Annotated in this window: 25 protein-coding genes; 18 read left to right on the forward strand and 7 right to left on the reverse strand. The window is 59.5% G+C overall.

Going from position 1 to position 25556, the window contains the following annotated elements:
- Positions 1-52: 52 nt before the first annotated feature.
- Both T424_RS0106500 and T424_RS0106505 read left to right on the forward strand, forming a co-directional pair.
- Positions 53-583 (forward strand): GNAT family N-acetyltransferase, encoded by a 531-nt coding sequence (locus T424_RS0106500; RefSeq protein ID WP_027487017.1) that lies wholly within the window; start codon positions 53-55, stop codon positions 581-583.
- Between the two features lie 90 nt (positions 584-673).
- Entirely contained in the window at positions 674-1684 is a 1011-nt protein-coding gene (locus T424_RS0106505) for an acyltransferase family protein (protein WP_027487018.1), read from the forward strand.
- A 142-nt stretch (positions 1685-1826) separates the two neighbouring features.
- Here the strand turns inward: T424_RS0106505 and T424_RS0106510 are convergent, their stop codons facing one another.
- The 3 genes from T424_RS0106510 to acnA all read right to left on the reverse strand — a co-directional run bounded on the left by T424_RS0106510 (position 1827) and on the right by acnA (position 6497).
- Positions 1827-2225 (reverse strand): DUF2794 domain-containing protein, encoded by a 399-nt coding sequence (locus T424_RS0106510; RefSeq protein ID WP_027487019.1) that lies wholly within the window; start codon positions 2223-2225, stop codon positions 1827-1829.
- 516 nt (positions 2226-2741) lie between these two features.
- Positions 2742-3488 carry a DUF1223 domain-containing protein gene (locus tag T424_RS0106515; protein WP_027487020.1) on the reverse strand — a complete coding sequence of 249 codons (747 nt, stop codon included), beginning with the start codon at positions 3486-3488 and terminating at the stop codon, positions 2742-2744.
- Between the two features lie 312 nt (positions 3489-3800).
- Entirely contained in the window at positions 3801-6497 is a 2697-nt protein-coding gene (gene acnA / locus T424_RS0106525; protein ID WP_027487022.1) for an aconitate hydratase AcnA, read from the reverse strand.
- Positions 6498-6769: 272 nt separating this feature from the next.
- Between acnA and ccmA the strand changes: the two genes are divergently transcribed.
- The 12 genes from ccmA (at position 6770) to T424_RS0106585 (ending at position 15991) form a co-directional block, all read left to right on the forward strand.
- Positions 6770-7408, forward strand: a complete 639-nt coding sequence (gene ccmA / locus T424_RS0106530; RefSeq protein WP_027487023.1) for a heme ABC exporter ATP-binding protein CcmA — start codon at positions 6770-6772, stop codon at positions 7406-7408.
- A complete protein-coding gene (gene ccmB, locus T424_RS0106535) occupies positions 7405-8064 on the forward strand; it encodes a heme exporter protein CcmB (protein WP_027487024.1) in 660 nt (219 codons plus the stop codon). Before ccmA ends, ccmB begins: the two co-directional genes overlap by 4 nt.
- Positions 8065-8133: 69 nt before the next feature.
- A complete protein-coding gene (locus T424_RS0106540) occupies positions 8134-8898 on the forward strand; it encodes a heme ABC transporter permease (protein WP_027487025.1) in 765 nt (254 codons plus the stop codon).
- 1 nt (position 8899) lies between these two features.
- Positions 8900-9064, forward strand: a complete 165-nt coding sequence (gene ccmD / locus T424_RS0106545) for a heme exporter protein CcmD (protein ID WP_027487026.1) — start codon at positions 8900-8902, stop codon at positions 9062-9064.
- A gap of 1 nt (position 9065) precedes the next feature.
- Positions 9066-9686 carry a DsbE family thiol:disulfide interchange protein gene (locus T424_RS20320; protein ID WP_037066803.1) on the forward strand — a complete coding sequence of 207 codons (621 nt, stop codon included), beginning with the start codon at positions 9066-9068 and terminating at the stop codon, positions 9684-9686.
- Between the two features lie 206 nt (positions 9687-9892).
- Entirely contained in the window at positions 9893-10402 is a 510-nt protein-coding gene (gene rplS, locus T424_RS0106555; protein ID WP_027487027.1) for a 50S ribosomal protein L19, read from the forward strand.
- 336 nt (positions 10403-10738) lie between these two features.
- Entirely contained in the window at positions 10739-11149 is a 411-nt protein-coding gene (locus T424_RS20325; RefSeq protein WP_161712537.1) for a DUF2946 family protein, read from the forward strand.
- 134 nt (positions 11150-11283) lie between these two features.
- Positions 11284-12390 carry an ABC transporter substrate-binding protein gene (locus T424_RS0106565; RefSeq protein WP_027487028.1) on the forward strand — a complete coding sequence of 369 codons (1107 nt, stop codon included), beginning with the start codon at positions 11284-11286 and terminating at the stop codon, positions 12388-12390.
- A complete protein-coding gene (locus tag T424_RS0106570; RefSeq protein ID WP_027487029.1) occupies positions 12387-13445 on the forward strand; it encodes a FecCD family ABC transporter permease in 1059 nt (352 codons plus the stop codon). The genes T424_RS0106565 and T424_RS0106570 overlap by 4 nt, the downstream gene beginning before the upstream one ends.
- Positions 13445-14200, forward strand: coding sequence for an ABC transporter ATP-binding protein (locus tag T424_RS0106575; RefSeq protein ID WP_027487030.1), 756 nt, complete (start codon positions 13445-13447; stop codon positions 14198-14200). Before T424_RS0106570 ends, T424_RS0106575 begins: the two co-directional genes overlap by 1 nt.
- 165 nt (positions 14201-14365) lie before the next feature.
- A complete protein-coding gene (locus T424_RS0106580; protein WP_027487031.1) occupies positions 14366-15160 on the forward strand; it encodes a transporter substrate-binding domain-containing protein in 795 nt (264 codons plus the stop codon).
- Between the two features lie 9 nt (positions 15161-15169).
- Positions 15170-15991, forward strand: coding sequence for an amino acid ABC transporter permease (locus T424_RS0106585; RefSeq protein WP_027487032.1), 822 nt, complete (start codon positions 15170-15172; stop codon positions 15989-15991).
- Positions 15992-16007: 16 nt separating this feature from the next.
- On the opposite strand, the gene T424_RS0106590 is transcribed toward T424_RS0106585, so the two are convergent.
- Positions 16008-17024 (reverse strand): glycosyltransferase, encoded by a 1017-nt coding sequence (locus T424_RS0106590; protein ID WP_037066806.1) that lies wholly within the window; start codon positions 17022-17024, stop codon positions 16008-16010.
- 183 nt (positions 17025-17207) lie between these two features.
- Here T424_RS0106590 and T424_RS0106595 point away from each other — a divergent pair, with 183 nt between their 5' ends.
- Entirely contained in the window at positions 17208-18821 is a 1614-nt protein-coding gene (locus T424_RS0106595; protein WP_027487034.1) for an O-linked N-acetylglucosamine transferase family protein, read from the forward strand.
- Between the two features lie 300 nt (positions 18822-19121).
- A complete protein-coding gene (leuC, locus tag T424_RS0106605; protein ID WP_027487035.1) occupies positions 19122-20531 on the forward strand; it encodes a 3-isopropylmalate dehydratase large subunit in 1410 nt (469 codons plus the stop codon).
- 213 nt (positions 20532-20744) lie between these two features.
- On the opposite strand, the gene T424_RS0106610 is transcribed toward leuC, so the two are convergent.
- Together T424_RS0106610 and T424_RS0106615 are read right to left on the reverse strand one after the other, a co-directional pair.
- Positions 20745-21575 (reverse strand): aldo/keto reductase, encoded by an 831-nt coding sequence (locus T424_RS0106610; protein ID WP_027487036.1) that lies wholly within the window; start codon positions 21573-21575, stop codon positions 20745-20747.
- 148 nt (positions 21576-21723) lie between these two features.
- Positions 21724-22263 carry a L,D-transpeptidase family protein gene (locus tag T424_RS0106615; RefSeq protein ID WP_051558822.1) on the reverse strand — a complete coding sequence of 180 codons (540 nt, stop codon included), beginning with the start codon at positions 22261-22263 and terminating at the stop codon, positions 21724-21726.
- Positions 22264-22363: 100 nt separating this feature from the next.
- Here T424_RS0106615 and T424_RS0106620 point away from each other — a divergent pair, with 100 nt between their 5' ends.
- The gene (locus T424_RS0106620; RefSeq protein ID WP_027487038.1) at positions 22364-23047 is read left to right on the forward strand and encodes a response regulator transcription factor; all 684 of its coding nucleotides are present in this window, start codon (positions 22364-22366) and stop codon (positions 23045-23047) included.
- A gap of 52 nt (positions 23048-23099) precedes the next feature.
- Positions 23100-23576: a cyclic nucleotide-binding domain-containing protein gene (locus tag T424_RS0106625; RefSeq protein ID WP_027487039.1), complete on the forward strand. Its 477-nt coding sequence runs from the start codon at positions 23100-23102 to the stop codon at positions 23574-23576.
- Positions 23577-23790: 214 nt separating this feature from the next.
- On the opposite strand, the gene T424_RS0106630 is transcribed toward T424_RS0106625, so the two are convergent.
- Positions 23791-25218, reverse strand: a complete 1428-nt coding sequence (locus T424_RS0106630) for a M48 family metalloprotease (protein ID WP_037066865.1) — start codon at positions 25216-25218, stop codon at positions 23791-23793.
- Positions 25219-25556: the final 338 nt, after the last annotated feature.

Genomic DNA, 25556 nt, shown 5'->3' on the forward strand with positions numbered 1-25556 from the left:
CCGCCCTGTGTGGTGTGAATGATGACGGAAAATCAACCTGTTCCCTGTTGTCATGCCCGTTCAGATCCGCCCTGCCCAAGCCCTCGACATTCCCGCCATTACCGCGATTTACGCCGAGGCGGTGACGGGCGGCACCGCCTGCTACGAACTCGATCCACCGGACGAAGCCGAAATGTCGCGCCGTATGGCCGCGATCCTTCAAGGCGGCTTTCCCTATCTCGTGGCGGAGGAAGAGGGACAGGTTCTCGGCTATGCCTACGCCTCCTTCTTTCGCACGCGCCCGGCCTATCGCTTTCTGGTGGAAGATTCCATTTATCTCGGCAAAGAGGCGCAGGGCAAAGGCATTGGCAAACTGCTACTCTCCACCCTGATCGACCGCTGTACGATGCTGGGTTATCGGCAAATGATCGCGGTGATCGGCGGCGCAAGCCCCGTCTCCATCCGTCTTCACCGCGCCCTGAACTTCGAACACAGCGGCGGCATCAACGGCTCAGGCTTCAAATTCGGCCAGTGGCTGGATACCGTCTTCATGCAACGCCCCCTTGGCGAGGGCCGCAATACAACCCCAACAAAAGTCGAATAACCGCATCCAGAGCAAGAATTTATTAATTTTAAATATTTGCCGCAACTTTGATTCCGTGTATTTTAAGATCGGAGTACTTAGGGGCAAAATATGTTAGCGATTCAACCAAGAAACGGCCACCTGGATTTTCTGGATGGCTGGCGCGGTATTGCCGTAATATTAGTCATCATTGGGCACTTTTTTCCCAGTGGTCATATTAACCTCGGAACTCTCGGGGTTGAACTCTTCTTCGTATTGAGTGGCCGTCTGATGGCTGAAATCCTCTTCGTCCGCCAAACACCGCTGAAAATATTTTTTGTTCGACGGATAAATCGAGTCTATCCCGCGCTTATCGTGTTTGTGCTGGCGGCCTTCTTATGGGGAAATCTGACAGAAGAATTTCTAGTCGGGCCGAAGGCCGTGGCAAGTGTCTTTGCCCTTATCTATAATTACGTGCTGTGGATTCCCGGCCTCTACCGCACAGGGTTCTATGATCACCTGTGGTCTCTTGCCGTGGAGGAACACAGCTATATTTTCCTGGGCATCCTAGCCTTTCTGCAACGAAAGGCATCTCTTCCTCTCCTGCCACTGCTTTTCGCAGTAAGCATTGCCTGCTTTCTGAATGGGCTCGTCAGCAATGTCGTTTTAGGGCACGACTATTTCCAGACCTATTGGCGAACCGACGTCCATGCGGGCGCCATTTTTGTTGGTGCCGGACTTTATCTTGTCTTGGGACACGACGGAGAGAAAAGGGAATGGCTTTTCTGGACGAGCCTGCTGACCGGCCTGGTTTTAAGCCTTTCTGTATTTCCGTATCCCGTTCAATTCGGTCCGGCAACCCTTGCGCTCGCCGTGGCGGTCTGCACGCTTGACCGAGCCCCCATTGCCAAGCGGGTATTTTCCGAGCCTATCCTGCGAAAGGTCGGCATCATATCTTTCTCACTCTATCTGTGGCAGCAGCCGTTTTACAAGCTGTCAGCTCATGAGCTCCTATCCCCATGGCTTGGCATGACAGGGGCACTTGCCTGCGCGATTACAAGCTATTTCCTCGTGGAAAAACCTTTTCGACGCAGACTTAACAGGCTGGCCGATAGATTTGCTCAGCAACCCGCAGCCGCATAGACGGAGCAATACCAGGGAGAATTGAAAATGACTCTTGGTATTCCCTTTTCGAATATCTCAAGCCTTTGCCGCAGTTGAGATATTCGAAATCCCTTCAAGGCGAGGATGCGTTCGCATCTTCGATATTTGGTATAATGGACCTTCAATCAAGCAGCTTCAGCGTCTTGTCGAAAACCTTCAGCACCTGGCGAAGGTCATGGCCACGCTTGAGGATCATGCCATGCGCGTTTACCACGCTGAAGGCTCCCTGCTTGGCGGAGAGTTTCGGGTTTTTCTCGATGCGATAGAGCGGCATTTCTCCGGAGCGTTTGAAGATCGAAAAGACGGCCTTTTCCTTCAAATGATCCAGCGCATAATCGCGCCATTCGCCCTCGCCCACCATACGGCCATAGATCCACAGGATTGCATCCAGTTCGGTCCGGTGAAACGTGACGGGCAAGGGATCGAGATTCTGCCGGTATTCCCTCAGGTTTACCACCGAAGCCGAGCGGCTTTCCTGCTGCTCGATACGCTCTTCCGGCATCTCCGGCTGATCGGTCATTGCGACTCCTCAATGCTGCTACCCGCATGACAAGGCCATGACAGTTTGCCTGAGACCCATCAAAATGCAAGCCGGTCTTCCAATCCGTTGAGTTCAATGCTCGGACATCACCCGCGCCGACACGCGATTTGCACGCTGGAAATTCCAGAAGAATGAAAACGTAGTGCCCACTGCGAAAGAGCGGCGCAGGACAAAGCAGAGATGCAGGCGCCGGTTTTGCGAGGAAATGAACAATGGGATTTACCAAAAATACCGTGTCGCACCGGGCGTTTGCGCCAAAACCCTCACACGTTTAGCAGGTTTTTATGCGGCGCCGCATTTTGAACAAAACCCTGCCCAATTTAAAGGTAAGAGTGCGGCTGTCTTCAGATGACGCGCAAGCGTCAGGGTCCGGTCTGGCGCATTGACCCCTTACCCCCAGCCCCCCAATGTTCCGGCCGGACCCACCCCGCTTTCCCGATCACGTTGCACGCCATCGACATGGCGGTAGATACGCGTAAAAGTCTCTCTGTCCGGCTATTGTGTCGGCCCGATGGTTAGCGCGGTAGCGCCGATGATGGCGGACGGATCGCCCTTTTCGGTGGCGCTTTGCAGCAATACGGCTATGCCGTCGCTTCCCTCGTCGCGCAGCTTTTTGGCGGGAAGCGAAAGAGAAACAGCCTCTCCATGCCACATGCCCGCTGGCTGAATGTCGCTGACGCTGTTCCAGTAGGTGAAACGTTGCCCCTTGTTTTCACCCTTGAGCACATCGACATCCTTTTGCTGCCTGAAATAGACAACGACGATGTCGGCCTTGCCGCTTCCGGGGCCGATATTGATAGCCAGCGCATCACCTTGCAAAGCGGCATCGACCTTGACCCTTAGCCCGCCCTCGGTGCCGGCAAGCGTATTGATCTTGCCGGACAGGGCAGATGCATCGACGGCCTTCATCTGCACCCGGCCATTGATAACCGCTTGCGGGGTATAGACCCCGTTGCGGCCAAAGCTGCGGGCATAGCCATACTGGCGGGCCGTGTTACCGGGCGAGCCCAATGTGTCTGTCCAACCACGATAGTTCCAGTAATCAACGTGATAGGCCAGCGCGACAATGCCCGGCTGTCGCGTGAGGGTTTCGAATGCACGGTCGGCAGGAGGGCAGGAATTGCAGCCTTGAGAGGTGAAAAGTTCCACCACGCCCTTCACAGCCCCGGTTTCTCCTGCCAGCGCCAATCCCGCTGTCAGCACATAGGCTGCAAATGCTGCTGCAATCCGTTTCAAACCCATGAATTCTGATCCGTGCTTCCCTGCCCTGCAAGAATAAACAGAGCATACTTCAACTCCAAGTCACGTTGGGGTGACTCCGGCAAACCGTCATTGTGCATAGAGCATCGTGATTTGCCAGCCGAGGCCGCATTTTTGCCGTCAAAAGGCAAGGCGGGCGGGGCAGTTACGACAAAAGCCGCGAAGAAATTACGGCGCAAGCCCGGCTGCGCCCGGACGAACATCACCGATGATGGCCGGGGTGCAGCCTTCAGGGCAAGCAGAAGGACGCAAAAGCCGCCGGACAAACACGTCCGGCGGCCTTTCTCATTTCAATCAGGCAGCCAGATCGCGCAGAACGGTCTGGAGAATGCCGCCATTGTTGACGTAGGTCACTTCGTCCAGCGTATCGATGCGGCAGACAAGCGGAACATCCTTCACGGAGCCGTCCGCATAAGTGATCTTTGCGATCTTCTTCTCGCGCGGCTTGATTTCGCCGTCGAGGCCTTCGATCGTCACCGTCTCGTCACCCTTGAGGTTGAGCGAAGCCCAGGTCGTGCCTTCCTCGAAGACGAAGGGCACGACACCCATGCCGACGAGATTGGAGCGGTGGATACGCTCGAAGGACTGGGCAACGACGGCGCGAACGCCGAGAAGGTTGGTGCCCTTTGCAGCCCAGTCACGCGAAGAACCGTTGCCGTATTCCACGCCCGCGAAGATGACCAGCGGCGTGCCTTCGGCCTTGTACTTCATGGCCGCATCGTAAATCGACATCTCTTCCTTGGACGGATAGTGGATGGTGTAGCCACCTTCCTTGCCGTTCGGGCCGAGCATGTGGTTACGGATGCGGATATTGGCGAAGGTGCCGCGCATCATGACTTCATGGTTGCCGCGGCGCGTGCCGTACTGGTTGAAGTCAGCGACAGAAACGCCATTGTCCATGAGGTAGGCGCCAGCCGGAGACTGCGCCTTGATCGAACCGGCCGGAGAAATATGGTCGGTGGTGATCTTGTCGCCGAACAGGCCGAGAACGCGGGCATTGACGATGTTTTCCACGCCCTTGCCGGCCTGCTTCGCCATGCCGACGAAATAGGGCGGGTTCTGGACATAGGTGGACTTGTCGTCCCAGGCATAGGTCTGGCCTTCCGGCACCTGCACGGCCTGCCAGTTTTCATCGCCCTTGAACACGTCCGCATACTTGGTTTCGAACAGTTCGCGGGTGACGTATTTCTGGATGAATTCCTGCACTTCGGCAGAGGTCGGCCAGATGTCCTTGAGGTAGACGGGGTTGCCGTCCTTGTCCTCGCCGAGCGGCTCGGTGGTCAGGTCCTTCTGGACCGTACCGGCCAGTGCATAGGCAACGACGAGCGGCGGGGACGCCAGGTAGTTGGCCTGAACATCCGGAGAAATACGGCCTTCGAAGTTACGGTTGCCGGAAAGCACGCCAGCCGTGATCAGACCCTTGTCGTTGATGGTCTTGGAGATCGGGGCGGGCAGCGGACCGGAATTGCCGATGCAGGTGGTGCAGCCGAAACCGACAAGGTTGAAGCCGAGAGCATCGAGATCGGTTTGCAGGCCGGACTTGGCGAGATATTCGCCGACGACCTGCGATCCGGGCGCCAGAGACGTCTTGACCCACGGCTTGGACTTCAGGCCCTTGGCAACGGCGTTGCGGGCCAGAAGACCGGCTGCAATCAGCACGCTCGGGTTCGAGGTGTTGGTGCAGGAGGTAATGGCGGCAATGCAGACATCGCCATGGCCGAGATCGAAGTTTTCGCCTTCGACGGCATAACGGGCGTCGAGCTGGCCGGGCTTCTTGTAGTCGCCTTCGAGAGCGGTAGCGAAGTTCGGTGCGATGGTTTCCAGCGGCAGGCGGCCTTCCGGACGCTTGGGGCCGGCCATGGACGGCACGACGTCGCCGAGATCGAGTTCCAGCGTGTCGGTGAAGACCAGATCGGAACCGTCGCTGTCACGCCACATGCCCTGCGCCTTGGAATAGGCTTCGACCAGTGCGATGCGGTCCTTGGCGCGGCCGGACATGTCGAGATAACCGATAGTGGCGCTATCGACGGGGAAGAAGCCGCAGGTTGCGCCGTATTCCGGCCCCATATTGCCGATGGTGGCGCGGTCTGCGACCGGCATATTGTCCATGCCCGGACCGAAGAATTCCACGAACTTGGAAACGACGCCCTTCTTGCGCAGCATCTGCACCACGGTCAGCACGAGGTCGGTGGCGGTCACGCCTTCCTTGAGCTTGCCGGTCAGCTTGAAGCCGATGACTTCCGGCAGCAGCATGGAAACCGGCTGGCCAAGCATGGCGGCTTCAGCCTCGATGCCGCCCACGCCCCAGCCCAGAACGCCAAGGCCGTTGATCATCGTGGTATGGCTGTCGGTACCGACGCAGGTATCGGGATAGGCGATGGTTTCGCCGTCTTCTTCCTTGGTCCAGACGGTCTGGCCGAGATATTCGAAATTCACCTGGTGACAGATACCGGTGCCCGGAGGAACGACGCGGAAGTTCTTGAACGCCTGCTGGCCCCACTTGAGGAAGCGGTAACGCTCGCCATTGCGCTCGTATTCCAGCTCGACATTGCGGGCAAAAGCCTGCGGCGTGCCGAATTCATCGACGATGACGGAGTGGTCGATGACGAGATCGACGGGAACCAGCGGATTGATCTTCTCCGGATCGCCGCCGAGAGCCTTGATGCCGTCACGCATGGCGGCAAGGTCAACCACGGCAGGAACGCCGGTAAAGTCCTGCATCAGCACGCGGGCCGGGCGGTAGGCGATTTCGGCTTCGGTCAGGCCCTTGTTGACGAGCCAGGCGGCCACGGCCTCGATGTCGGCCTTGGTGACGGAGCGGCCATCTTCGTTGCGCAGCAGGTTCTCCAGCAGAACCTTCATCGAATAGGGGAGCTTCGACACGCCCGCAAGGCCATTGGCTTCGGCCTTGGGGATGCTGTAGTAGACATAATCCTTGCCGTTAACGGTCAGGACCGACCGGCAATTGAAACTGTCGAGCGATTTAGACACGGAATAAACCCCGCTTATTCTGATAGCCAACACGTTCGTGCGGACGCCTATGCACTTCATGCACATCAGGATGCGGGTACGACCATTTCCGCTGTCCGCCCGTGAAAATCGCATCTCGCAATCTTCAAGTTCGGCGCTAGGATGAAGATCACGCCGGCCGCTGGCGTGGTTGCAGGTCTTATAGATAATTTCTAAGAACTGTTCCAGACCGTGAAACGGTTCAGAGGCAGAATTTTTTGAAAGCCGAGGCTTTCCGTAAAGGCGAGGTAAACATGCGGCTTCAAGCCCTTAAACTGGCGGCCCGGCGCGGGGAGGATCTGCTGTTTTCCGGCGTCTCCTTCAGCCTTGCCGCCGGCGAGGCGCTGGTGCTGACGGGGCGCAACGGCACAGGCAAATCCACCCTGCTCAGGGTTGTGGCCGGACTGCTGCGGCCTGAAGCGGGAGAGGTCTTTTGCGAATCAGGCAGCGAGCGCCGCCCCGTGCGGGAGGTCTCGCATTATCTCGGCCATCGCAACGCCATGAAGGCGGAATTGACGGTTGCGGAAAACCTCGCCTTCTGGAAATCCTTTCTCGGCGCGACAGATAAAAGCCTGTCCATCGATGAGGCCGCCGAAACGGTGGGGCTTGGCGGCATTACCCATCTTCCCTATGGCTATCTTTCCGCGGGCCAGCAGCGGCGCTTCGCCATGGCCAGGCTTCTGGTCGCGGATCGGCCCGTCTGGCTTCTCGACGAGCCGACGGCGGCGCTGGACAAAAAGGCGGACGAGATGTTTTCCCGGCTGGTGACACGGCATCTCGAAGACGGCGGGCTGGTCATTGCCGCCACCCATCAGCCGCTCGGGCTTCTACGCCCGCAGCAATTGGAAATGACCGGTTTCGACTATGTGCGGCAGGACATCGCATTCTCATGATGGCTCTTTTTCTTCGCGATGTGAAACTGTCCGTCCGGGCCGGTGGCGGTGCGCTGATCGGCGTGCTGTTCTTCCTGACGGTGGTTGCCGTCATTCCCTTCGGTGTCGGACCGGACATGAACCTTCTTGCCCGCATCGGCCCGGCGATCCTGTGGATCGGCGCCCTGCTTTCGGCTCTTCTGGGGCTGGACCGGCTTTTCCAGGCGGATCGGGATGATGGCTCGCTCGATCTTTTGCTGATGCAGGAAACACCGCTGGTCGCGACGATCTTCGTCAAATGCCTTGCCCATTGGGTTGCCACCTGCCTGCCGCTGGTCATCGCCTCTCCCCTGCTCGGCCTGTTCATGAACATGAGCGAGGTGGGGATCGGCGCCGTCATGCTGACGCTGCTGGCCGGATCTCCGGCCATGGCCTTTATCGGGGCGGCTGGCGCCGCGGTGGCGGTGGCGCTTCCGCGCGGCGGATTGCTGGTCTCGATCCTCATTCTGCCACTGACCATTCCGGTGCTGATTTTCGGCGTCAGCGCTTCCTATGCGGCGGTGGAAGATCCCGCCCCCTTCCTGCCACCCTTCCTGTTTCTTCTGGCCCTGACGCTTTTCTTCGCGGTCATCGGGCCGCTTGCGGCAGCACTTGCGCTGCGTCAGGCCGTCGATTGACGGCGTTTTGATCCGCACCGTTTGACCACGATCAATTGCGGCGACCTCTGGATCGGGTTAAAAGGCAGCATGAGCGATACGAGCCTTGCCATTACGAAGATCAGCGATCTTGCCAATCCCACCCGGTTTCTGGCGCTGGTGCGGCGCATCCTGCCATGGATGAGCCTTGCGACCCTGCTGCTTTTTGCCGCCGGGCTTTATCTGAGCTTCAGCACGGAAGGTGATTACCAGCAAGGCTACACCGTGCGGATCATGTATATCCATGTGCCCGCCGCCTGGCTTGCCATGATGTGCTATTCCATCATGGCGGTTTCGGCCATTGGCACGCTGGTCTGGCGCCATCCGCTGGCCGATGTCAGCCACAAGGCGGCGGCGCCGCTGGGCGCGGGCTTCACGCTGATTGCACTGATCACCGGCTCCTTCTGGGGCAAGCCGATGTGGGGCACCTGGTGGGCCTGGGGCGATGCCCGCCTCACCTCCGTCTTCATTCTTTTTCTGATGTATCTCGGGCTGATCGCCCTCAACCGCGCCATGGATGACGCAGCACGGGCGGCGCGGGTCGGCGCCGTTCTCATTCTCGTCGGCTTCGTGAACATTCCGATCATCAAGTTTTCCGTGGAGTGGTGGAATACGCTGCACCAGCCCGCAAGCGTCATGCGGCTCGGCGGGCCGACGATCGATCCGGAATTCCTGCGCCCGCTTCTGGTCATGGCCGTGGCTTCCACCATGCTGTTCTTCACCCTGCATCTGGCCGCCATGCGCAATGAGATCTGGCGCCGTCGCATTGCCGCCCAAAGGCGGCTTGCCGCCCGCATGGCAAGCCGGGAGGACTAGCATGAATCACGACTTCTATATCTACAGCGCCTATGGCGCGGCGGGCCTGGTGTCGCTCTGTCTTGTCCTCTGGGTGGTTCTGGATGGTCGCGCCCGGCAAAGGGAGATGAAGGCGCTGGAGGCCGCAGGCCTGCGGCGGCGCTCTGCCGCAAAGGAAAAATCCTGACATGGAAACCGAAGAGAAGGGGTCTCCAAGGGCTTTAATCCGCTATGGGCTGGCGGCTCTGCCGCTGCTGGTCTTCCTCGTCATCGCGGGCGTGGCGGGCAAGATGCTCTATGACCAGGATGTTCACGGCAAGAATATTTCCGAAATCCCCTCGGCCCTGATCGGCACCAAGGCGCCGCCGGTCGATCTGCCGCCTCTGGAGGGTGCAGGCACACCCGCCCTGACCACGGCGGCCATGCGCGGCAAGCTGACCCTCGTCAACGTCTTCGCCTCCTGGTGCGTACCCTGCCGGGAAGAGCACCCGCTGTTGAAAGAACTGGCCCAGGACGGGCGGATCACCCTTGTCGGCATCAATTACAAGGACCGCAATGACAATGCGCTGCGGTTTCTGGGCGAGCTTGGCAACCCCTATCAGGCCATCGGCGTCGATCCGCGCGGCAAGGCGGCCATCGACTGGGGCGTATATGGCATACCGGAAACCTATCTGGTGGCCGCCGACGGCACCATTCTTTACAAGCGCGTCGGCCCCTTCGACCGCACGGCGATTGACACCGATCTCGAAGCCGCGATTCGCAAGGCCCTTTCCCCGGCAAAGGAGGCAGGTCCGGCCACAGGCTCCTGAGGCGCGTTTGGCATTTTACCAAGCCAGCGGGGGTGACAAGCGCGTGGAACTGGTGTAAAGGCCCGCTCGGAAATGGGCCAAGCCCGTCTACCACCAAGAAAGACAGGATAACCGCTCCCGCCGCAAGGCGTAACCTCTCAAGGCTGGTCCAAGGAGGAAAGGGTTGAGCGCTCTGGCTGTTGAGAAGAACTCGAAAGGTTAGACCAATGAACATCATTCAGCAGCTGGAAGCCGAACAGGCCGCCAAGATTGCCGCCAAGCGCACCCTGCCGGAATTTTCTCCGGGCGATACGCTGCGCGTCAACGTCAAGGTTACGGAAGGCAACCGTACCCGCGTTCAGGCCTATGAAGGCGTTTGCATTGCCCGCTCCGGCGGCGGCATCAACGAAAGCTTCACCGTTCGCAAGATCTCCTACGGCGAAGGCGTAGAGCGCGTATTCCCGATCTTCTCCCCGCTGGTCGAAAGCGTGGAAGTCGTTCGTCGTGGTAAGGTTCGCCGCGCCAAGCTCTACTACCTGCGCGACCGTCGCGGCAAGTCTGCCCGTATCGTCGAAAACACCGGCACCCGCGCCCGCAAGCTCAACGAAGCCGAGCGTCAGGCCGTTGCCGAGGAAAAGGCACGTCTGGAAGCTGAAAAGATTGCAGCAGCACAGGCTCTGGCCGCTGAAAAGGCCGCTGCCGAAGCCGCAAAGGCAGCCGAAACCTCTGCTGAATAAGCAGATCCGGCTCTTCTGATCCTGAAAGGGCGGTCTTCGGGCCGCCTTTTCTGTTTTCCGACGGGATAAGGTCCAGAGAAAAATCAGAAGGTTCGCGGCACCGCTCAACCCCGGATTTTGCCCAGTGATAATTTCAACATCATCCCGCCTTGCGCGCAGATTTTCCTGCTGCTAATCAAAACTAGAGCATTTTCAGGAAAAGTGGAAACCGGTTTTCCGTCCGGAAATGCGTAAAAACAAATAGTTAGAGACTTTCACCGTTTCCGTGAAACAGTGAAAGGCTCTAGTAACAGCAACGGGCGGATGATGCGGATCGACAGGTCGAAGCGATGGCAAATGGCAGTCCACGCAATCTGCGTGCTGGCCCTGCTGCTGCTTGGCTTTGGTCACAAAATGCCGCTGCTGGCGGCGACAGCAGCGCCGTCCATTGCCAGCGCCGTTCCCCGCCTGCCGGATGGCTCCCTTCCCGATCTCTGCATCACGGTTCACGAGAGCGAACAGGCCACCACCCTTTCCGCCGGAGAGGGGGCTGACAAGACCCGGCAGGACAACCGTCATCTGAAAGCGCAGGACTGCGAGGCCTGCCGCCTACAGGCAAGCGTTCTGCTGCCCGCCCCTGCCGTCTCCGATGGCCTTTTTGCCGGAGCGGCATCGCCTGCGGTTTTCCCCGCGCTGGCGCAGACCCTTCATGCGCGCCACTTTTCTCCGAACAGAACCTCTCGCGGGCCACCCCTTCCGGCCGTCTGAGCGTCGGGCATTCGTTTTGCCCACGGGTCCCTTCTGCTTTTCCTGAACATTTCGGCAGCGCGGCACAACCTTTTTGCAGGACCGCGCCGGGAACCGCTGAAGGCTTCTCTCCTCATTCCGTTCGGAACATCACCATGAAAAAGCTTCTTGCCCTGGCGTTGACCGCGCTTGGCCTTCTTTCTTTCGAGCCCGCCCGGGCCGACATCACCATCACCGACGTCAAGGGACGTCAGGTAACGCTTGCCAAACCCGCCGAGCGCGTCGTTCTCGGCTTCTACTACGAGGATTATCTGGCTGTTGCCGGGCCCGGCGCCATCGACAAGGTGGTCGCCCTGTCGCTTGGCACATGGAAGGACTGGCGTCCCTACCAGTTCGCCGCCTACGAAAAGGCTCTGCCGCGCCTTTCCTCCCTGCCGGATGTTGGCAATACCGAAGATGGCAACTTCTCCGTCGAGAAGGTCATTGCCGCCCGGCCCGATCTCGTGCTGCTGGCCGCCTGGTCCTATGATGCGCTGGGCGAGAATGTTCACCGCATCGAGGAGGCTGGCATTCCGGTTCTGACGCTGGATTACAACAGCCAGACCGTGGAAAAACATGTGGCCTCCACCCTGGCGCTGGGCAAGGCCATGGGAACGGAGAACCGCGCCGAGGCGCTGGCGCAAAACTACCGCGCCGCCATGGACGATATTGACCGGCGCATCCGCTCAGCAGGGCCGACGACGAAAAAGGTCTATGTGGAACTGGCCCAGAAGGGCGCGGGTGAAATCGGCAACTCCTACGGCGACACCATGTGGGGCGCCCTCGTGACCCGGCTGGGCGGACACAATATCGCCAACGGCCAGATCGGCAACTGGGGGCCGCTCAGCCCGGAATATGTCTTGAGCCAGAAGCCGGACCTGATCTTTCTCGCAGGCTCCGAATGGCTGAAGCGGCCACTTGCCGTTCCCGTGGGGTTTGGGGCAGACAAGGAGCGTATCCGGGCCGCCATGACGCCCTATATCAACCGTCCGGGCTGGCAGGATCTCCCCGCCGTGGCCAAGGGCGGCGTCCACGCCATCTATCATGGCGGCGCCCGTACACTTTCGGATTATGTTTATGCGCAATATGTCGCAAAACAACTTTATCCCGAAGCTTTCAAGGATGTAGATCCGGCGGAAAACCTGCGCCGCTTTTACGATAGCTGGCTACCGGTCAAGGCCGACGGCGTGTTCATGCTGCCCTATGATGCGGCCAGCCAATGAACAGCACGGCGAAGATCACGCCGGAAAACCTGCGCGACGTTCATCGTCGCGCAGTCACCCGGCAGGCAGGCATGGTGCTTGCCTTTTTCGCCCTGCTGCTGGCGCTGATGGTGGCTGATCTTGCGCTTGGCCCCTCCGGCCTGCCGCTCGATGCGCTTTTTGCCCAGTTGAAGGCTGGCCCCTTTGCCGGTGACAGGTTGAACGCCATCATTCTCTGGCAATTGCGGATGCCGCAAACCGTTCTGGCGGCCCTCGTGGGCGCCTGCCTTGGTCTGGCGGGAATGCAGATGCAGACGATTCTCGACAATCCGCTGGCAAGTCCCTTCACGCTTGGCTTTTCGGCAGCGGCGGGTTTCGGGGCGGCACTCGCCATCGTTTTCGGTGGCTATCTGCCCGTATCTTCCTATCTTCTGACGCCGCTTGCCGCCTTTCTCACGACCTTGCTGGCCTGCGCGCTGGTCTATGCCATCGCCCTGATGCGCGGCGCTGGCCCCACCATTCTCGTTCTGACGGGTACAGCGGTGATGTTTCTCTTTCAGTCGCTCCAGGCACTGCTGCAATATCTGGCAAGCCCGGAAGTGTTGCAGCAGATTGTCTTCTGGCTGTTCGGCAGCCTGCTCAAGGCCAATTGGCAGGGCGTTGTGATAACCGGGGGCGTTTTGCTCCTCTGCCTGCCCCTGACGCTTCGCCAATCCTGGCAGTTCACCCTTCTCAGGCTGGGAGAGGAAAATGCCGCGAGCCTCGGCCTCAAGGTGGAAAGATTGCGTCGCGGAAGCTTCTGCCTCGTGGCACTGCTCACGGCGGCGGCTGTCTCGTTCGTCGGCACCATCGGCTTTATCGGCCTGATCGCGCCGCATCTGGCGCGGGCACTGGTGGGCGAGGATCACCGTCTTTCACTGCCGTTATCGGCCTTGTCGGGAGCAGCCTTGCTGCTCTGCGCTTCGCTGATCGGCAAGATCATCGCGCCGGGCGGCGCCCTGCCGGTGGGCATCGTCACCGCCATTGCCGGTGTTCCGGTCCTGCTTGCCCTCGTCCTCCACCACGGGAGAGATTAATGACAGGACAGGCCCTGACCATTGAAGGCCTCACCGTCAAACGCGGCGGCAAGGCGATTGTCGAAAAACTTTCTCTTTCCCTGCCACAGGGTGCGCTGGTCAGTTGCATCGGCCCGAACGGCGCGGGAAAATCCACGCTGCTTGCCGCCCTTGCCGGCAGCCTTGCCTGCCATGGCGCGGTCTTGTGGAAGGGCGCCCCGCTTGCCCGGCACGAAATTGCCTATATGCCGCAGCACTGCCGGACGCAGGCGGGCCTGACCGTTCTTCAGGCTTTGCTGCTTGCACGCCACGAAAAGCTTGGCCTACGCCTCAAGAATGGCGATTTCAACGCCGCTGCCGAGGTTCTCTCAGCCCTTGGGCTTGCCGATCTTGCAGCCCGTCGCATGGACAGCCTGTCTGGCGGGCAACAGCAATTGGTCATGCTTGCCCAGCGGCTGATCCTGCGCCCGAAGCTCCTGCTGCTCGACGAAGCCACCAGCGCGCTCGATCTCTCCCACCAGATGCGCGTCATGCAATTGCTGCGCGGCTATGTTCGCGATCATGGAGCACTGGCCATCATCGCCATTCACGATCTTAACCTCGCCGCCCGCCATGGCGATCTGGTCATGCTGATGGACGCAGGCAGGCTGGAGGCGAAAGGCCCCTTCATAGAAGCCGTGACCGAGGAAAGACTGCGGCGCATCTACCGCATGGAGGCGAGAATTCTTGCCGATGTGCATCAGGCTCCCGTTGTGGTAGCCCTTGGCCCTTCCTGAAGCCGCCCTGCATGGCCGGCGCAGACATAAGCCGTTGTAAATATTAGAAATTAAAAATATTGATGGAGATATTCAAAGAGCCGTCTCATAACAGTCGCATCTCTCTTGAAGAAGCGCCCATTCCTGTGACACTGTCGTTCTCATATATGTCAGGAGAATGCCCTTATGCTGCTTCGCCGTCCTTTTCTCGCCGCTCTTGCGATATTTGCTCTTGCCGGATCGCTCATGGCTGGCGAATTGCCGGATATCAAGGGGCGAAAGGTGATCGTCGTGACGGAGAACGCCTATCCGCCACTGCAATTCGTGGATCCCAAATCCGGCCAGGCGATTGGCTGGGAATATGATGCGATGAACGAGATTGCGAAACGCCTGAATTTCAAGCTCGAGTACCAGAACACCTCCTGGGATGCGATGATCCAGGCGGTCGCGGACGGTCAATACAATATCGGCATGACCGGGATCACCATCAAGGAAGAGCGCAAGCAGCAGGTGGATTTTTCCGATCCCTATATGCGTTCGCAGCAATTGATGCTGGTGCGCGGCGATGAAAAACGCTTCACCGATGCCGCAAGCTTCAAGGCCTTCGACAAGGGGCTGATCGCAGCCCAGCCGGGAACGAGCCCCTTCTACACCGCCGTCTACGAAGTGCTGGACGGCAATGAGCAGAACCCGCGCATCAAGCTGTTCGAGACGTTCGGCGCCACAGTCCAGGCCTTGAAGACCGGTGACGTCGATCTCGTTCTATCCGACAGCACAGCGGCAAAGGGTTATGTGGATGCCTCCGGCGGTAGCCTGAAGATTATCGGCCAGCCGCTCGGCACGGAAGATTTCGGCTTTATATTCACCAAGGGATCGGATCTGGTCGCACCCGTCAATGCCGCGATTGCCGCCCTGAAGGCTGACGGCACGCTGGAAAAGCTGAACAGAAAATGGTTCGTCGATTACAAAATGGGCGAATAGGCCGGTTCCATGGCGCCAACCCATCGCCGACCCGCCGATAACGGCGATTTTCCCTGGTGGCTCGTGGCCATGGGTTCCTGCGCTCTTGGCCTTGCCACGATCATTGTCGTCAATGATCTTTATGCGCAGGTCTTTGCAACGGTCGCACGCGGCATCGGCATCACGCTCATCGTCACCGTCTGCGCCTTCTCGCTTGCCACGCTGATGGGTTTGCTGGTGGCGCTGGCCGGGCTTTCGGATTATCTGCTGCTGCGGCAGGCAGCGCGCTTTTATGTGGAACTGCTGCGCGGCATTCCCATTCTGGTGCTGCTTTTCTATATCGCCTTCGTTGGCGCGCCGGGCTTCGTCTGGCTTTACAACAGCCTCGCACAGCCAATTTTCGCCACCGGCCTGCTTGAGCCGTTGCAAGTGCGGGATGTCTCGTTGATGTGGCGGGCCATTTTCGCGCTCGCCATCGGTTATTCCTCCTTTCTCGCGGAAATCTTCCGGGCCGGTTTCCAATCGGTGGATCCAGGTCAGATAGAGGCGGCCAAATCGCTCGGCCTCAAGCGGGGCCAACGGTTTCGCCTTATCATCCTGCCTCAGGCATTCCGCGTTATCCTGCCGCCCTTTTCCAACGATTTCGTGTCCATGGTGAAGGACTCCTCCCTCGTCTCGGTGCTGGGCGTGGCCGATGTCAGCCAGGCCGGAAAGATCTATGCCTCCGGTTCCTTCCGCTTTTTCGAAACCTATTCCATCGTCGCCTATATCTATCTGGTTCTCACCATCGGGCTTTCGCTTGTGCTGCGCGGCGTCGAACGCAGGCTGAGGCAAAGGCAGGCCTCACGGTGAGCATTTTTCTCCCGTATCAACGAACGGGGTCAATCTCGGAAAAGCGCCTGTAGCTTTCGCCGAGACCCGGCTTCATCGCCTCGAAAACGGGAAGAACGGCCTCAAACGCTTGTTCTATGGTGGGAATACGCGCAAGAGCCGCAACATATTCGACAATTTCGTGCGGAAAGCGATCGGGCTCGCCCTGGACAGGTGCCGCAAAGCCTTTCAGATACCCCAGACATGTCCGATCGAGCACCTGCCGCCGTGCCTCTTGTTTGGCTGGCAGGCCAGACCAGCGGGTAAAACAGTAGATATCGGCAAACAGCAGAAGAGAGATCACCTCGGGAGGCACAGCCTCCAGGCCAATCTGGGACAGGATCGAAACGTTCGAGCCTTCCACGGCCTCATCTGTAGACCATTGCGCGACATCGTACATGTAAAGCCATGCCGGATTATGGACGATCTTGCCACAGGTCAGCACCGCAATGACGAAGGCCCAGTCGGCATAGAGGCCACGGGTCGGATGATGGCGGTGAAAATGCCGGATGATCTCCCGGAAAACGGCGGTTCTGTAGCAACTATAGTAGAGGGCGTTGGTCCCGCCCGTCTTCTGCCCGTAATCGCTGAGCCGCTCACCCGCCGTTTCGGCCATGAATGAAGGGCAGATGCGCTTGAGCGCGCCGCCAAAATCCGCCCAATGAATTGTTTGCGGGCGAAGCGCCACCACATCGACAGAAAGATCTTCCAGCGCCACCGACATCTCACCATCCATGGCAAACAGCGCATCGTCATCACCCATTGGGAAAAGATAGGGTGTCGCAACAGCATCAAGGCCATGGACGAGATTGTCTATTCCTGTCCGTGCTTGCGATTCAAGCCTCAAGAGCCGGGGGCCAAGTCCATCAAGCCATTGCTTTTTGGCTGGATCACCGGAATTGTCGGAAACAATGACAATCGCATCGCTTTTTTCCGCAAAGGTCAGGGCCGTTTCGATGGCAAAGCGCGACGCCTCAAGGCAACGCCGGCTTGGCATGACGATCGAAAGCTGCATGTCTGCTCCCTTGTTGCGATACCGATCAGAAGAAGGCGAAAGCCCGCGCATGAAATTGCGACTGCTGTAGCGGGATTGGTTTGCGCGACGCTGACCCTGCAAAATGAAAAGGGGAAAGCCCGGAGCAAAGCAGGCGCGCTAACAGGGGTCCTCAAACCAGAGAACGACGGATCACCAATAGCCATGGAAACGGCGCTTGCAGCCTATCAGACGGGAAATTTTGCGCTGGCCTATCAAGAGCTGTCGCGCATCGTGGCCGATGCATATCCCGTTCAGCCCCAGCATCTGCTGATGCTTGCCCAATCTGCCGCGAAAATGGGAAAGCTTTCGCAAGCCGGCAATCTCTATCTGCGCGCCGCGACGCTGCTGCCAGAGAAATCCGCCGCCCTGAGGAAGATCGCCGCCGAGATGAAGCGGCAAATCATCGAGGCGGACACCCCCAAAGCGCTATCGCGCATGGAGACTTGTCGAAAAATGCTGCGGAGCGGTCAGGAAACCCCGGCGATGCTTCGGGAGTATTTCCACGATCTGCGACGCTATATGGCCATCGACGAGCAAAGAATCATGACGCAACTCCTCCTCGATCGGTTGCGGGCGGGAGATGAGGCCTTGCTTGCACTGGAACCGCCCGAGCATTTTCTGGCCTGGTGCGAAGATGATGTGCTTCTCGACCGCAGGGTCCGTCTTCTTGCCGGCGGCGGGGGACAGGACGTGGTGGCTCCACAGGCAGCAGGAACGGGCCAACCGCTGAAGATTGGCTGGCTTGGCCATCGCGAGGAACAATATGACGGCAGCCGCTTGCTGCTCCAGTCTCTCGCCGCTTCTCCCTTCACCGAGGCCGCCGAAATCTGGTTCATCGACACCGGCGACGGAGAGCCGCCCGAGGGCGTCCACTCCTTGCTGATTGCCGGTCTGGACGACGATCAGGCGCGGGCAGCGCTCGCCGCCAAAGGGTTTGATGCGATTATCGATACCGGCGGCCCGGCCGCATGGCGACCGCAACTTCTCACCCGGCGCATAAGCCCGCTGCATCTGGCGCTTGCCGGCTATCCCGGCCCCCGCGAAGGACAGATTTGCGACGGCTTCATCCCGGACACCCATCTGGCTGGACCGGCAGGCAAAGGCCTTTGCGGCCTGCCGCAACTGCCGCCGTTCTCCTGCTTTACCGCAGCTCCCCCGGTGCCCGCCAGCGCCGCGACTAGCCGGGAAAGTCTTGGCCTGCCCGCCGACGCCGTGGTTATCGCAGCACTCCATCCGCCCGCGCATATCGGACCGAAGACCGCCGATCTCTGGGCGGAAATCCTGACGGCCGCTCCAAACACAGTCTTATGGCTCGGACTGCCGGATGCCTTGGCCAAGGCCAATGCGAAACGCTGGTTCGGCAGCCTCGATCTCCCGGAGGATCGGTTGATCGTCTCCCCCGCGCCCGCCGACACCGAAATCCCGGACTGGCTTTCACAGGCCGATCTGGCACTCGATACCGTGCCGTTCAACGGGCTGGGACAGACGAAGGCGGCGCTTTGGGCGCATCGGCCGGTGGTGACGATGCGCGGCAGGCTTGCTGGCGGACGGACAAGCGCCAGCCTGCTGGCCGCCGCAGGGCTGGACGATCTTGTCGCCACCGGCCCGGAAGATTACGTGCAGAAGGCAGTGGCGCTCGCCCAGCATCCTGGTCTTCGCCAGCAATGGACCGGCAGGATCGCGGAAAGCCTATCGGCAAGCCGTATTTTCGATATATCCGCTTTTGCCGCCGACCTCACGGCCCTGCTGACCAAAGGCCGGGCAGTCAAGACATAAGAAAAGACGTGCCATCATTTCTATGGCCGAAGCCTGCCCGCTGGATTGCCGAAGGCGGTGAAAACTGGTAGAGCAGCGCCATGGGATCGAAATTCGGATGTCTCACGCCGTATATCTGTGTGCTGCAAGACCACAAGCGTCTTCCGGCCCGCTTTTTCGCGCGCGTGCATGGCGCACTCAACGATTACGTTGCCGCCTGAGCCGAGCCTCGCAAGACTGTATCCCGACTTCCGCCCGAATTTCATGATGGCTTTGTGGTCGGGATGATCCATACCCCTTGAACCCGACGGATGAAGAGCCATGAGCGCACCCCGCACCCTGTACGACAAGATTTTCGATGACCATCTGGTCGATCGCCAGGAAGACGGCACCTGTCTTCTCTATATCGATCGTCATCTCGTTCACGAGGTAACGAGCCCGCAGGCCTTCGAAGGGCTGCGCATGGCAGGCCGCAAGGTTCGCGCACCGGAGCGCACGCTGGCCGTGGTTGACCACAACGTCCCCACCTCGCCGGATCGCCATCAGGGCATCAAGAACGAGGAAAGCCGCATCCAGGTCGAGGCGCTGGCCCGCAACGCCGCCGATTTCGGCGTGGAATATTACTCCGAAAAGGACAAGCGCCAGGGCATCGTTCATATTGTCGGTCCCGAACAGGGCTTTACCCTGCCGGGCATGACCATTGTCTGCGGCGACAGCCACACCTCCACCCATGGCGCCTTCGGCGCGCTGGCCCACGGCATTGGCACCTCCGAAGTGGAGCATGTTCTGGCCACCCAGACGCTGATCCAGAAGAAGGCCAAGAACATGCTGGTGCGCGTGGATGGTCAGTTGCCGGAAGGCGTGACCGCCAAGGACATCATTCTCGCCATCATCGGCGAAATCGGCACGGCTGGCGGCACCGGCCACGTCATCGAATTTGCCGGTGAAGCCATCCGTTCGCTGTCCATGGAAGGCCGCATGACGGTCTGCAACATGACCATCGAGGGCGGCGCCCGCGCTGGCCTGATCGCGCCGGACGAAAAGACCTTCGAATATATCCGCAACAAGCCGCGCGCGCCGAAGGGCGAGGCCTGGGATCGTGCCGTTTCCTACTGGCAGTCGCTGTTTTCCGATGAAGGCGCGCATTTCGACCGCACCGTGGTGCTGGATGCCGCCGCCCTGCCGCCGATCGTTTCCTGGGGCTCTTCGCCGGAAGACGTGATTTCGGTTCAGGGCGTGGTGCCGAATCCCGACGATATCGAAGATGAAACCAAGCGCGTCTCCAAGTGGCGGGCTCTCGACTATATGGGCCTGACTCCGGGAACGAAGATCACCGACATCACCATCGATCGCGTCTTCATCGGTTCCTGCACCAATGGCCGCATCGAAGACCTGCGAGCCGCCGCCGCCGTCATCAAGGACCGCAAGGTCGCTTCCACGGTTTCGGCCATGGTGGTTCCGGGCTCCGGTCTCGTCAAGGAACAGGCGGAAGCCGAAGGCCTGGACAAGATCTTCAAGGAAGCGGGTTTCGAATGGCGCGAGCCGGGCTGCTCGATGTGCCTTGCCATGAACGACGACCGCCTGAAGCCCGGTGAACGGTGCGCCTCGACCTCGAACCGCAACTTCGAAGGCCGTCAGGGCTATAAGGGCCGCACGCATCTCGTATCGCCCGCCATGGCCGCCGCTGCCGCCATTGCCGGTCACTTCGTGGACATCCGCGACTGGAAGTGACCCTTGCGCCATGGCGCATGTGGTTTTCTTTTTCCGTTTCGCCGATCTTTCCATGGAGATCGGCGAAACCGGACATGCTGAATGATTCACGTGAAATTAGAGCATGTCGCGCAAAAGTGTGCAGCAGTTTTAAAGTGTTACAGCGTCCTTCGTGCGCTTGATAAAGCGCACGGCGCTGTAAAGCACGTTGAGGCTGATAAGTCGCAACGTGCTTTAAAAGCTTGCCGTCATCGGATCCGGGCCGATGCGCGCGCTGCCGTTGTCTAGTGCCGCAAGTTCGGCCAGATCATGTTCAGTGAGACGGAAATCGAATACGTTGACGTTCTCGACAATGCGCGAAGGCGTCACGGATTTCGGGATCACCACCAGTCCATTGTCGATGTGCCAGCGGATAATCACCTGCGCAGGCGTCTTTCCATGGCGTCGGGCAATGCCTGCAATCGTCGCATTATCCAGAATTTTTCCCTGCCCCAGCGGGCTCCAGGATTGGGTGACAATCCTGTGCCTCTCATGAAAGGCGCGGGCTTCGCGCTGCTGAAAGTCGGGATGCAGCTCTATCTGGTTGATGACGGGCACGACGCCGGTTTCATCGATCAACTTCTGGAGATGCTCGGGATAGAAGTTGGACACGCCGATCGAGCGCACCCGGCCCTCCTCCCGCAGCCGGATGAAGGCTTTCCATGTCTCGACAAACAGGCCCCGATGCGGCGATGGCCAGTGAATGAGGTAGAGATCGACATAATCCGTCCCCAGCCGCGTCAGGCTTTTTTCGAAGGCTCTGAGCGTCTTGTCGAAGCCCTGCTCGTCATTCCAGAGCTTGGTGGTCAGGAAGATGTCCTTCCGGTCGAGACCCGAGGTGGCAATACCCTTGCCCACGCCCTCTTCGTTTTCATAGACCGCCGCCGTATCCACATGTCGGTAGCCGGCTTCCAATGCCGCCTTGACCGCCGGGGCGGCGCCATCATTCGGCGTTTGCCAGACACCAAGACCGATCTGGGGAATGGAATGGCCATCGTGAAAGGAAATCTGGGATTGCTGTGTCACGGGAAATCTCCGTTCTGTATGCGGAAGACAAAAGATGAAGGCGTCTCGCATTCCTCAAAAGCGTGAGAATTCAAGCGAGAGACGTCAATCCGGAAACAGATAGGCCGAAACCGCCGTGAAAAAAGGTTGGCGGCGGTATTTCGTAGCTTCACACGATCAGAACGGTGTCTGGTCCGATAAACGGCAGCAACCGGCGCATATCGCGGGCAGATAGCGCCACACAGCCTTCCGTGGGCAGAAAACCGGGCCGTGCCAGATGGAAGAAGATTGCCGACCCGCAGCCCCGCTTGCGCTGACGCATGTTCCAGTCCATCACGATGCAGACATCATAGAGGCGATCGTCCCGCCACAAGCGCTCGTGGCTGACGGGAAGCGGCAGGCGGCTCAGCCGGTTATAAGCGGGATGGGCCGGGGCGTCACACCACACCATGCGCCTGGTCAGCCGCGCAAGCGTCAGGGCGGCCGGGGGCCTTGCGCCGCGATAAAAGCCGTGAACCAGCCTGTGCCTGCCGCGCGGCGTGGCGCCATCGCCCTCCCGTTTGAAGGCGGATATGCCGCCGCGGCCCAGCGCTGCCGGGAAGGTGATGGACCCTGCCTGCAACAACCCCTGCATGGGATTTGCAGGCCGCCTTTGCAGCCTCAACAGTTTGACACCGCAGTTTTTTGCCATCTTCACGGATTTTTGCATAGTCTGTGACTTCTCTTGTCTTCCAGGCTCATTACGTAACACAATACGCACAAGGACAAGGCCTATCCGCCTTTCCATTCGACAATGGAGACAGATTTCAATGGCAGCCCGGACGATCCTTCTGGTGGATGACGATGACGATCTTCGCGAGACGCTGGTGGAGCAGCTTTCTCTCTACGAAGAATTTGCCATTCAGCAGGAGTCCAACGCAACGCGGGGCGTGCAGGCAGCCCGCGCCAACCAGATCGATCTGATGATCATGGATGTGGGCCTGCCTGACATGGACGGGCGCGAGGCGGTGAAACTTTTGCGCAAGGGCGGTTTCAAGGCTCCGATCATCATGCTCACCGGCCACGATACGGATTCCGATACGATCCTCGGCCTTGAAGCGGGCGCGAATGACTATGTCACCAAGCCATTCCGCTTTGCCGTGCTTCTGGCGCGTATTCGCGCCCAGCTTCGTCAGCATGAGCAGAGCGAAGATGCGACATTCACGGTTGGCCCCTACCTGTTCAAGCCCAGCCAGAAACTGCTGACCACCGAAGATGGCAAGAAAATCCGCCTGACGGAAAAGGAAGCGGCCATCATTCGCTACCTCTACCGCGCCGGGCAGAAGGTCGTGACCCGCGATGTTCTGCTGGAAGAAGTCTGGGGATATAATTCCGGTGTCACCACCCACACGCTGGAAACCCATGTCTACCGGCTTCGTCAGAAGATAGAGAAAGATCCGTCCAATGCCGAAATTCTGGTGACGGAAAATGGTGGCTACAAGATCGTGCCCTGATAGGATCACGATCGCAGCATCGCCGGTCGGCGAATTGCCTTGAGGTGAAAACATGGCGCTGAACGACGATATGCACATTCTGGCGGCCCTGCCCCTGTTTCAGGGGCTGGAGCCGGATCAGCTCCGGCTGATAGCCTTTGGATCGGAGCATCGCCCCATTTCGGCCGGGCATCTGCTGTTTCGGGAACGCTCGCCCGCCGAATGCGCCTATGTGGTCATCAAAGGCCGCTTTGAACTCTCCAATGCCGGGCGGGACGGAAAGCCGCAGGTCAGCGGCGTGGCGCAGCCGGGCACGATGCTTTCGGAACTTGCACTTGCCACCATGGTCGAGCGAAAATACACCGCCGTCGCCCTGGAAGAATCCGAGGTCATCCGCATCCCACGCCCCCTCTTTCACCGCCTGCTGGAGGAATATCCTCAGCTGGCACGCGTCATGCAGGAACGTATCCGGCGAAATCTCCTGGCGCTTGCCGAGGGAGCCAGGGCTTTGGGCGCCAAGTTCGAAGACGATAAAATTCGCCCGGAATGAAGCGACGCCGGCAAGATCGGCCTCCGAAAAGGACGCTGCAACACTTTGATTTGCACTGGGTGTGTAGAGATTCGCCCTTGAGCGGGGGCTGCAAACGGCAGTTTACTGCGCTTACCTAGGCTCATGTACATTAAGTACACTCCGCTCCGGTTCTCGCAAATCACCTTTTTCGCCTCTCCCAACGTCGAATCCACACACCCGAGAGCATATCCGATTATTCGGAAACGATCTTCACGCGGCTGCCGGGGGCAGGCGATTGCCCGACTGGCAGCGCGTTGATGACGCGAAACAGGTCGAGCTTTCGATCCGTCCCCATCATCCGGGCCGAAAGGGTAGCCAGCGAATCCTCGGCCTTCACTTCAACCACCCGCACCCTGAGAGGCTTGAGCGATTGCGCCTCCTGCGGGGTGATCTTGCGGAAGGTGCGGAGGAGCGTGTCTGCGGTCGGCTCCAGTTGGTCGCTGCCCTTGGGAACGGCGGTCACGAAGCGAAAAATCTGACTTCCCAGCCGGATGACGGTCACGTCGAAGTCCCAGCGGTCAGCGCTTGCGCGTGCGGTGGCGGCCTCCATGCCGTTTACGGTGGTTTGCTGCACGCTGTCGGGCACCAGTCCTGTCACCCAGCCGCTGGCGATATAATTGGTCAGGGTCCGGTTTTCCGGATCGGCAACGCCATCGAAGCGGATGGCGATGTCGCCGGGGCCAGTGACCATGACCGCTTCGACCTTGTTATCGATCTGGAAGCCGTCCGGCACGTCGAAGCGAATGCCAAGCGCCCCGTGCAGGAAGGTCTGGCCGCGCACATAGCCTTCCTGCGGGCTGTCCCCATAGAGCAGGCCATCGATACCATCGAGAAAATAATCCCGTCCCTTGTCGCCCGTCGTGCCCTCCGGGCCGAAATTGCGGGCATGGGAGCGGGCAAGCTCCACCCGCTGCGGCGTAGAGGGGTGGCTGGAAAGAAAGTCCAGGCTCTGATCGGCGGTGGGATCGGTGGAATTGAAATGCTGATAGGCAGCCATCGAATCCAGGAAGCGGGCAGCGGCATAGGGATCGTAACCGGCCTCGCCCAGCGTGCGGATGCCGATCATGTCGGCCTGCAATTCCTGCTGACGGGAAAAGGCGGCAAGGCGCAGCTTGCCACGGGCCAGCGCCTGCTTGCCGGCAAGGTCGCTTGAGAGAACCTCCGCCACAACCCGGCTGGCAATCACCTCCGCCTCCTCGCGCCGCTGCCGCTCTATGCCGTGATTGGCCGTGACATGGGCCATCTCATGCGACAGCACGGCTGCCACTTCCGAAGCATCATTGGCCAGCGCCAGCAGGCCACGGGTGACGTAAAGATAGCCGCCCGGCAGGGCAAAGGCATTGATGGCTGGCGAATTGAGAATGGTGATGCGGTAGGATTGCTTGGGATTTTCCGAGACAGCCGTCAAGGCACCGGCAATTTTCGCCACCAGCCGTTCGGTCTTGGCATCGTGATATTCCCCGCCGTAACTTGCCACGATGCGGGGATGCTCGCGCGCGCCCATTTGCGCCCGTGGGTCGTTCTTCTGGACCTGTTCGACAGTCTGCGGCGTGGAAGAGGGCGAAATGCTGGCCTGATAGGACTGGTCGAACATCGACTGGCAGGCGGAAAGTCCAAGCATCACAAGGCAGACTGCGGGAAGGCGCGCAACGGCGAAAGCACGTTGGCCCTTTAGCCCTGCCCTTTCACCCTGCCCGTTGCGGCAGGTGATCCTGCCCGCCTGCTTCCGGCTTTTCCTGTCCCCCGAGCCCGTCACGCGCTCTCCTGTTTCCCGTCTCATGCTTCCGGCCCGCATGTCTCTTCCGTAAGGCCGCCAACACTTTTACGCGACATGGTTTCTGCTCAGCATGTCGTTACCGTAAAACCGCTGACACTTTTACGCGACATGCTTTACTCCATGCAGCAGAAAACAGGCAGGATCGATAAGAATTTATTAATACTTGATCCATTTCCTGTTCA

Source organism: Allorhizobium undicola ORS 992 = ATCC 700741 (assembly GCF_000621665.1).
Lineage (GTDB): Bacteria > Pseudomonadota > Alphaproteobacteria > Rhizobiales > Rhizobiaceae > Allorhizobium > Allorhizobium undicola.

Coding starts and splice junctions, on each gene's coding strand:
- rplS (WP_027487027.1), top strand. CDS start 9,893: ATGAACATCATTCAGCAGCTGGAAGCCGAACAGGCCGCCAAGATTGCC.
- T424_RS0106580 (WP_027487031.1), top strand. CDS start 14,366: ATGCTGCTTCGCCGTCCTTTTCTCGCCGCTCTTGCGATATTTGCTCTT.
- T424_RS0106510 (WP_027487019.1), bottom strand. CDS start 2,225: ATGACCGATCAGCCGGAGATGCCGGAAGAGCGTATCGAGCAGCAGGAA.
- T424_RS0106615 (WP_051558822.1), bottom strand. CDS start 22,263: ATGCAAAAATCCGTGAAGATGGCAAAAAACTGCGGTGTCAAACTGTTG.
- T424_RS0106585 (WP_027487032.1), top strand. CDS start 15,170: ATGGCGCCAACCCATCGCCGACCCGCCGATAACGGCGATTTTCCCTGG.
- T424_RS0106505 (WP_027487018.1), top strand. CDS start 674: ATGTTAGCGATTCAACCAAGAAACGGCCACCTGGATTTTCTGGATGGC.
- T424_RS0106595 (WP_027487034.1), top strand. CDS start 17,208: ATGGAAACGGCGCTTGCAGCCTATCAGACGGGAAATTTTGCGCTGGCC.
- T424_RS0106500 (WP_027487017.1), top strand. CDS start 53: ATGCCCGTTCAGATCCGCCCTGCCCAAGCCCTCGACATTCCCGCCATT.
- T424_RS20320 (WP_037066803.1), top strand. CDS start 9,066: ATGGAAACCGAAGAGAAGGGGTCTCCAAGGGCTTTAATCCGCTATGGG.
- T424_RS20325 (WP_161712537.1), top strand. CDS start 10,739: ATGGCAGTCCACGCAATCTGCGTGCTGGCCCTGCTGCTGCTTGGCTTT.
- leuC (WP_027487035.1), top strand. CDS start 19,122: ATGAGCGCACCCCGCACCCTGTACGACAAGATTTTCGATGACCATCTG.
- T424_RS0106565 (WP_027487028.1), top strand. CDS start 11,284: ATGAAAAAGCTTCTTGCCCTGGCGTTGACCGCGCTTGGCCTTCTTTCT.
- T424_RS0106630 (WP_037066865.1), bottom strand. CDS start 25,218: ATGCTTGGACTTTCCGCCTGCCAGTCGATGTTCGACCAGTCCTATCAG.
- T424_RS0106575 (WP_027487030.1), top strand. CDS start 13,445: ATGACAGGACAGGCCCTGACCATTGAAGGCCTCACCGTCAAACGCGGC.
- T424_RS0106620 (WP_027487038.1), top strand. CDS start 22,364: ATGGCAGCCCGGACGATCCTTCTGGTGGATGACGATGACGATCTTCGC.
- T424_RS0106590 (WP_037066806.1), bottom strand. CDS start 17,024: ATGCAGCTTTCGATCGTCATGCCAAGCCGGCGTTGCCTTGAGGCGTCG.
- T424_RS0106570 (WP_027487029.1), top strand. CDS start 12,387: ATGAACAGCACGGCGAAGATCACGCCGGAAAACCTGCGCGACGTTCAT.
- ccmB (WP_027487024.1), top strand. CDS start 7,405: ATGATGGCTCTTTTTCTTCGCGATGTGAAACTGTCCGTCCGGGCCGGT.
- ccmA (WP_027487023.1), top strand. CDS start 6,770: ATGCGGCTTCAAGCCCTTAAACTGGCGGCCCGGCGCGGGGAGGATCTG.
- ccmD (WP_027487026.1), top strand. CDS start 8,900: ATGAATCACGACTTCTATATCTACAGCGCCTATGGCGCGGCGGGCCTG.
- T424_RS0106540 (WP_027487025.1), top strand. CDS start 8,134: ATGAGCGATACGAGCCTTGCCATTACGAAGATCAGCGATCTTGCCAAT.
- T424_RS0106625 (WP_027487039.1), top strand. CDS start 23,100: ATGGCGCTGAACGACGATATGCACATTCTGGCGGCCCTGCCCCTGTTT.
- T424_RS0106515 (WP_027487020.1), bottom strand. CDS start 3,488: ATGGGTTTGAAACGGATTGCAGCAGCATTTGCAGCCTATGTGCTGACA.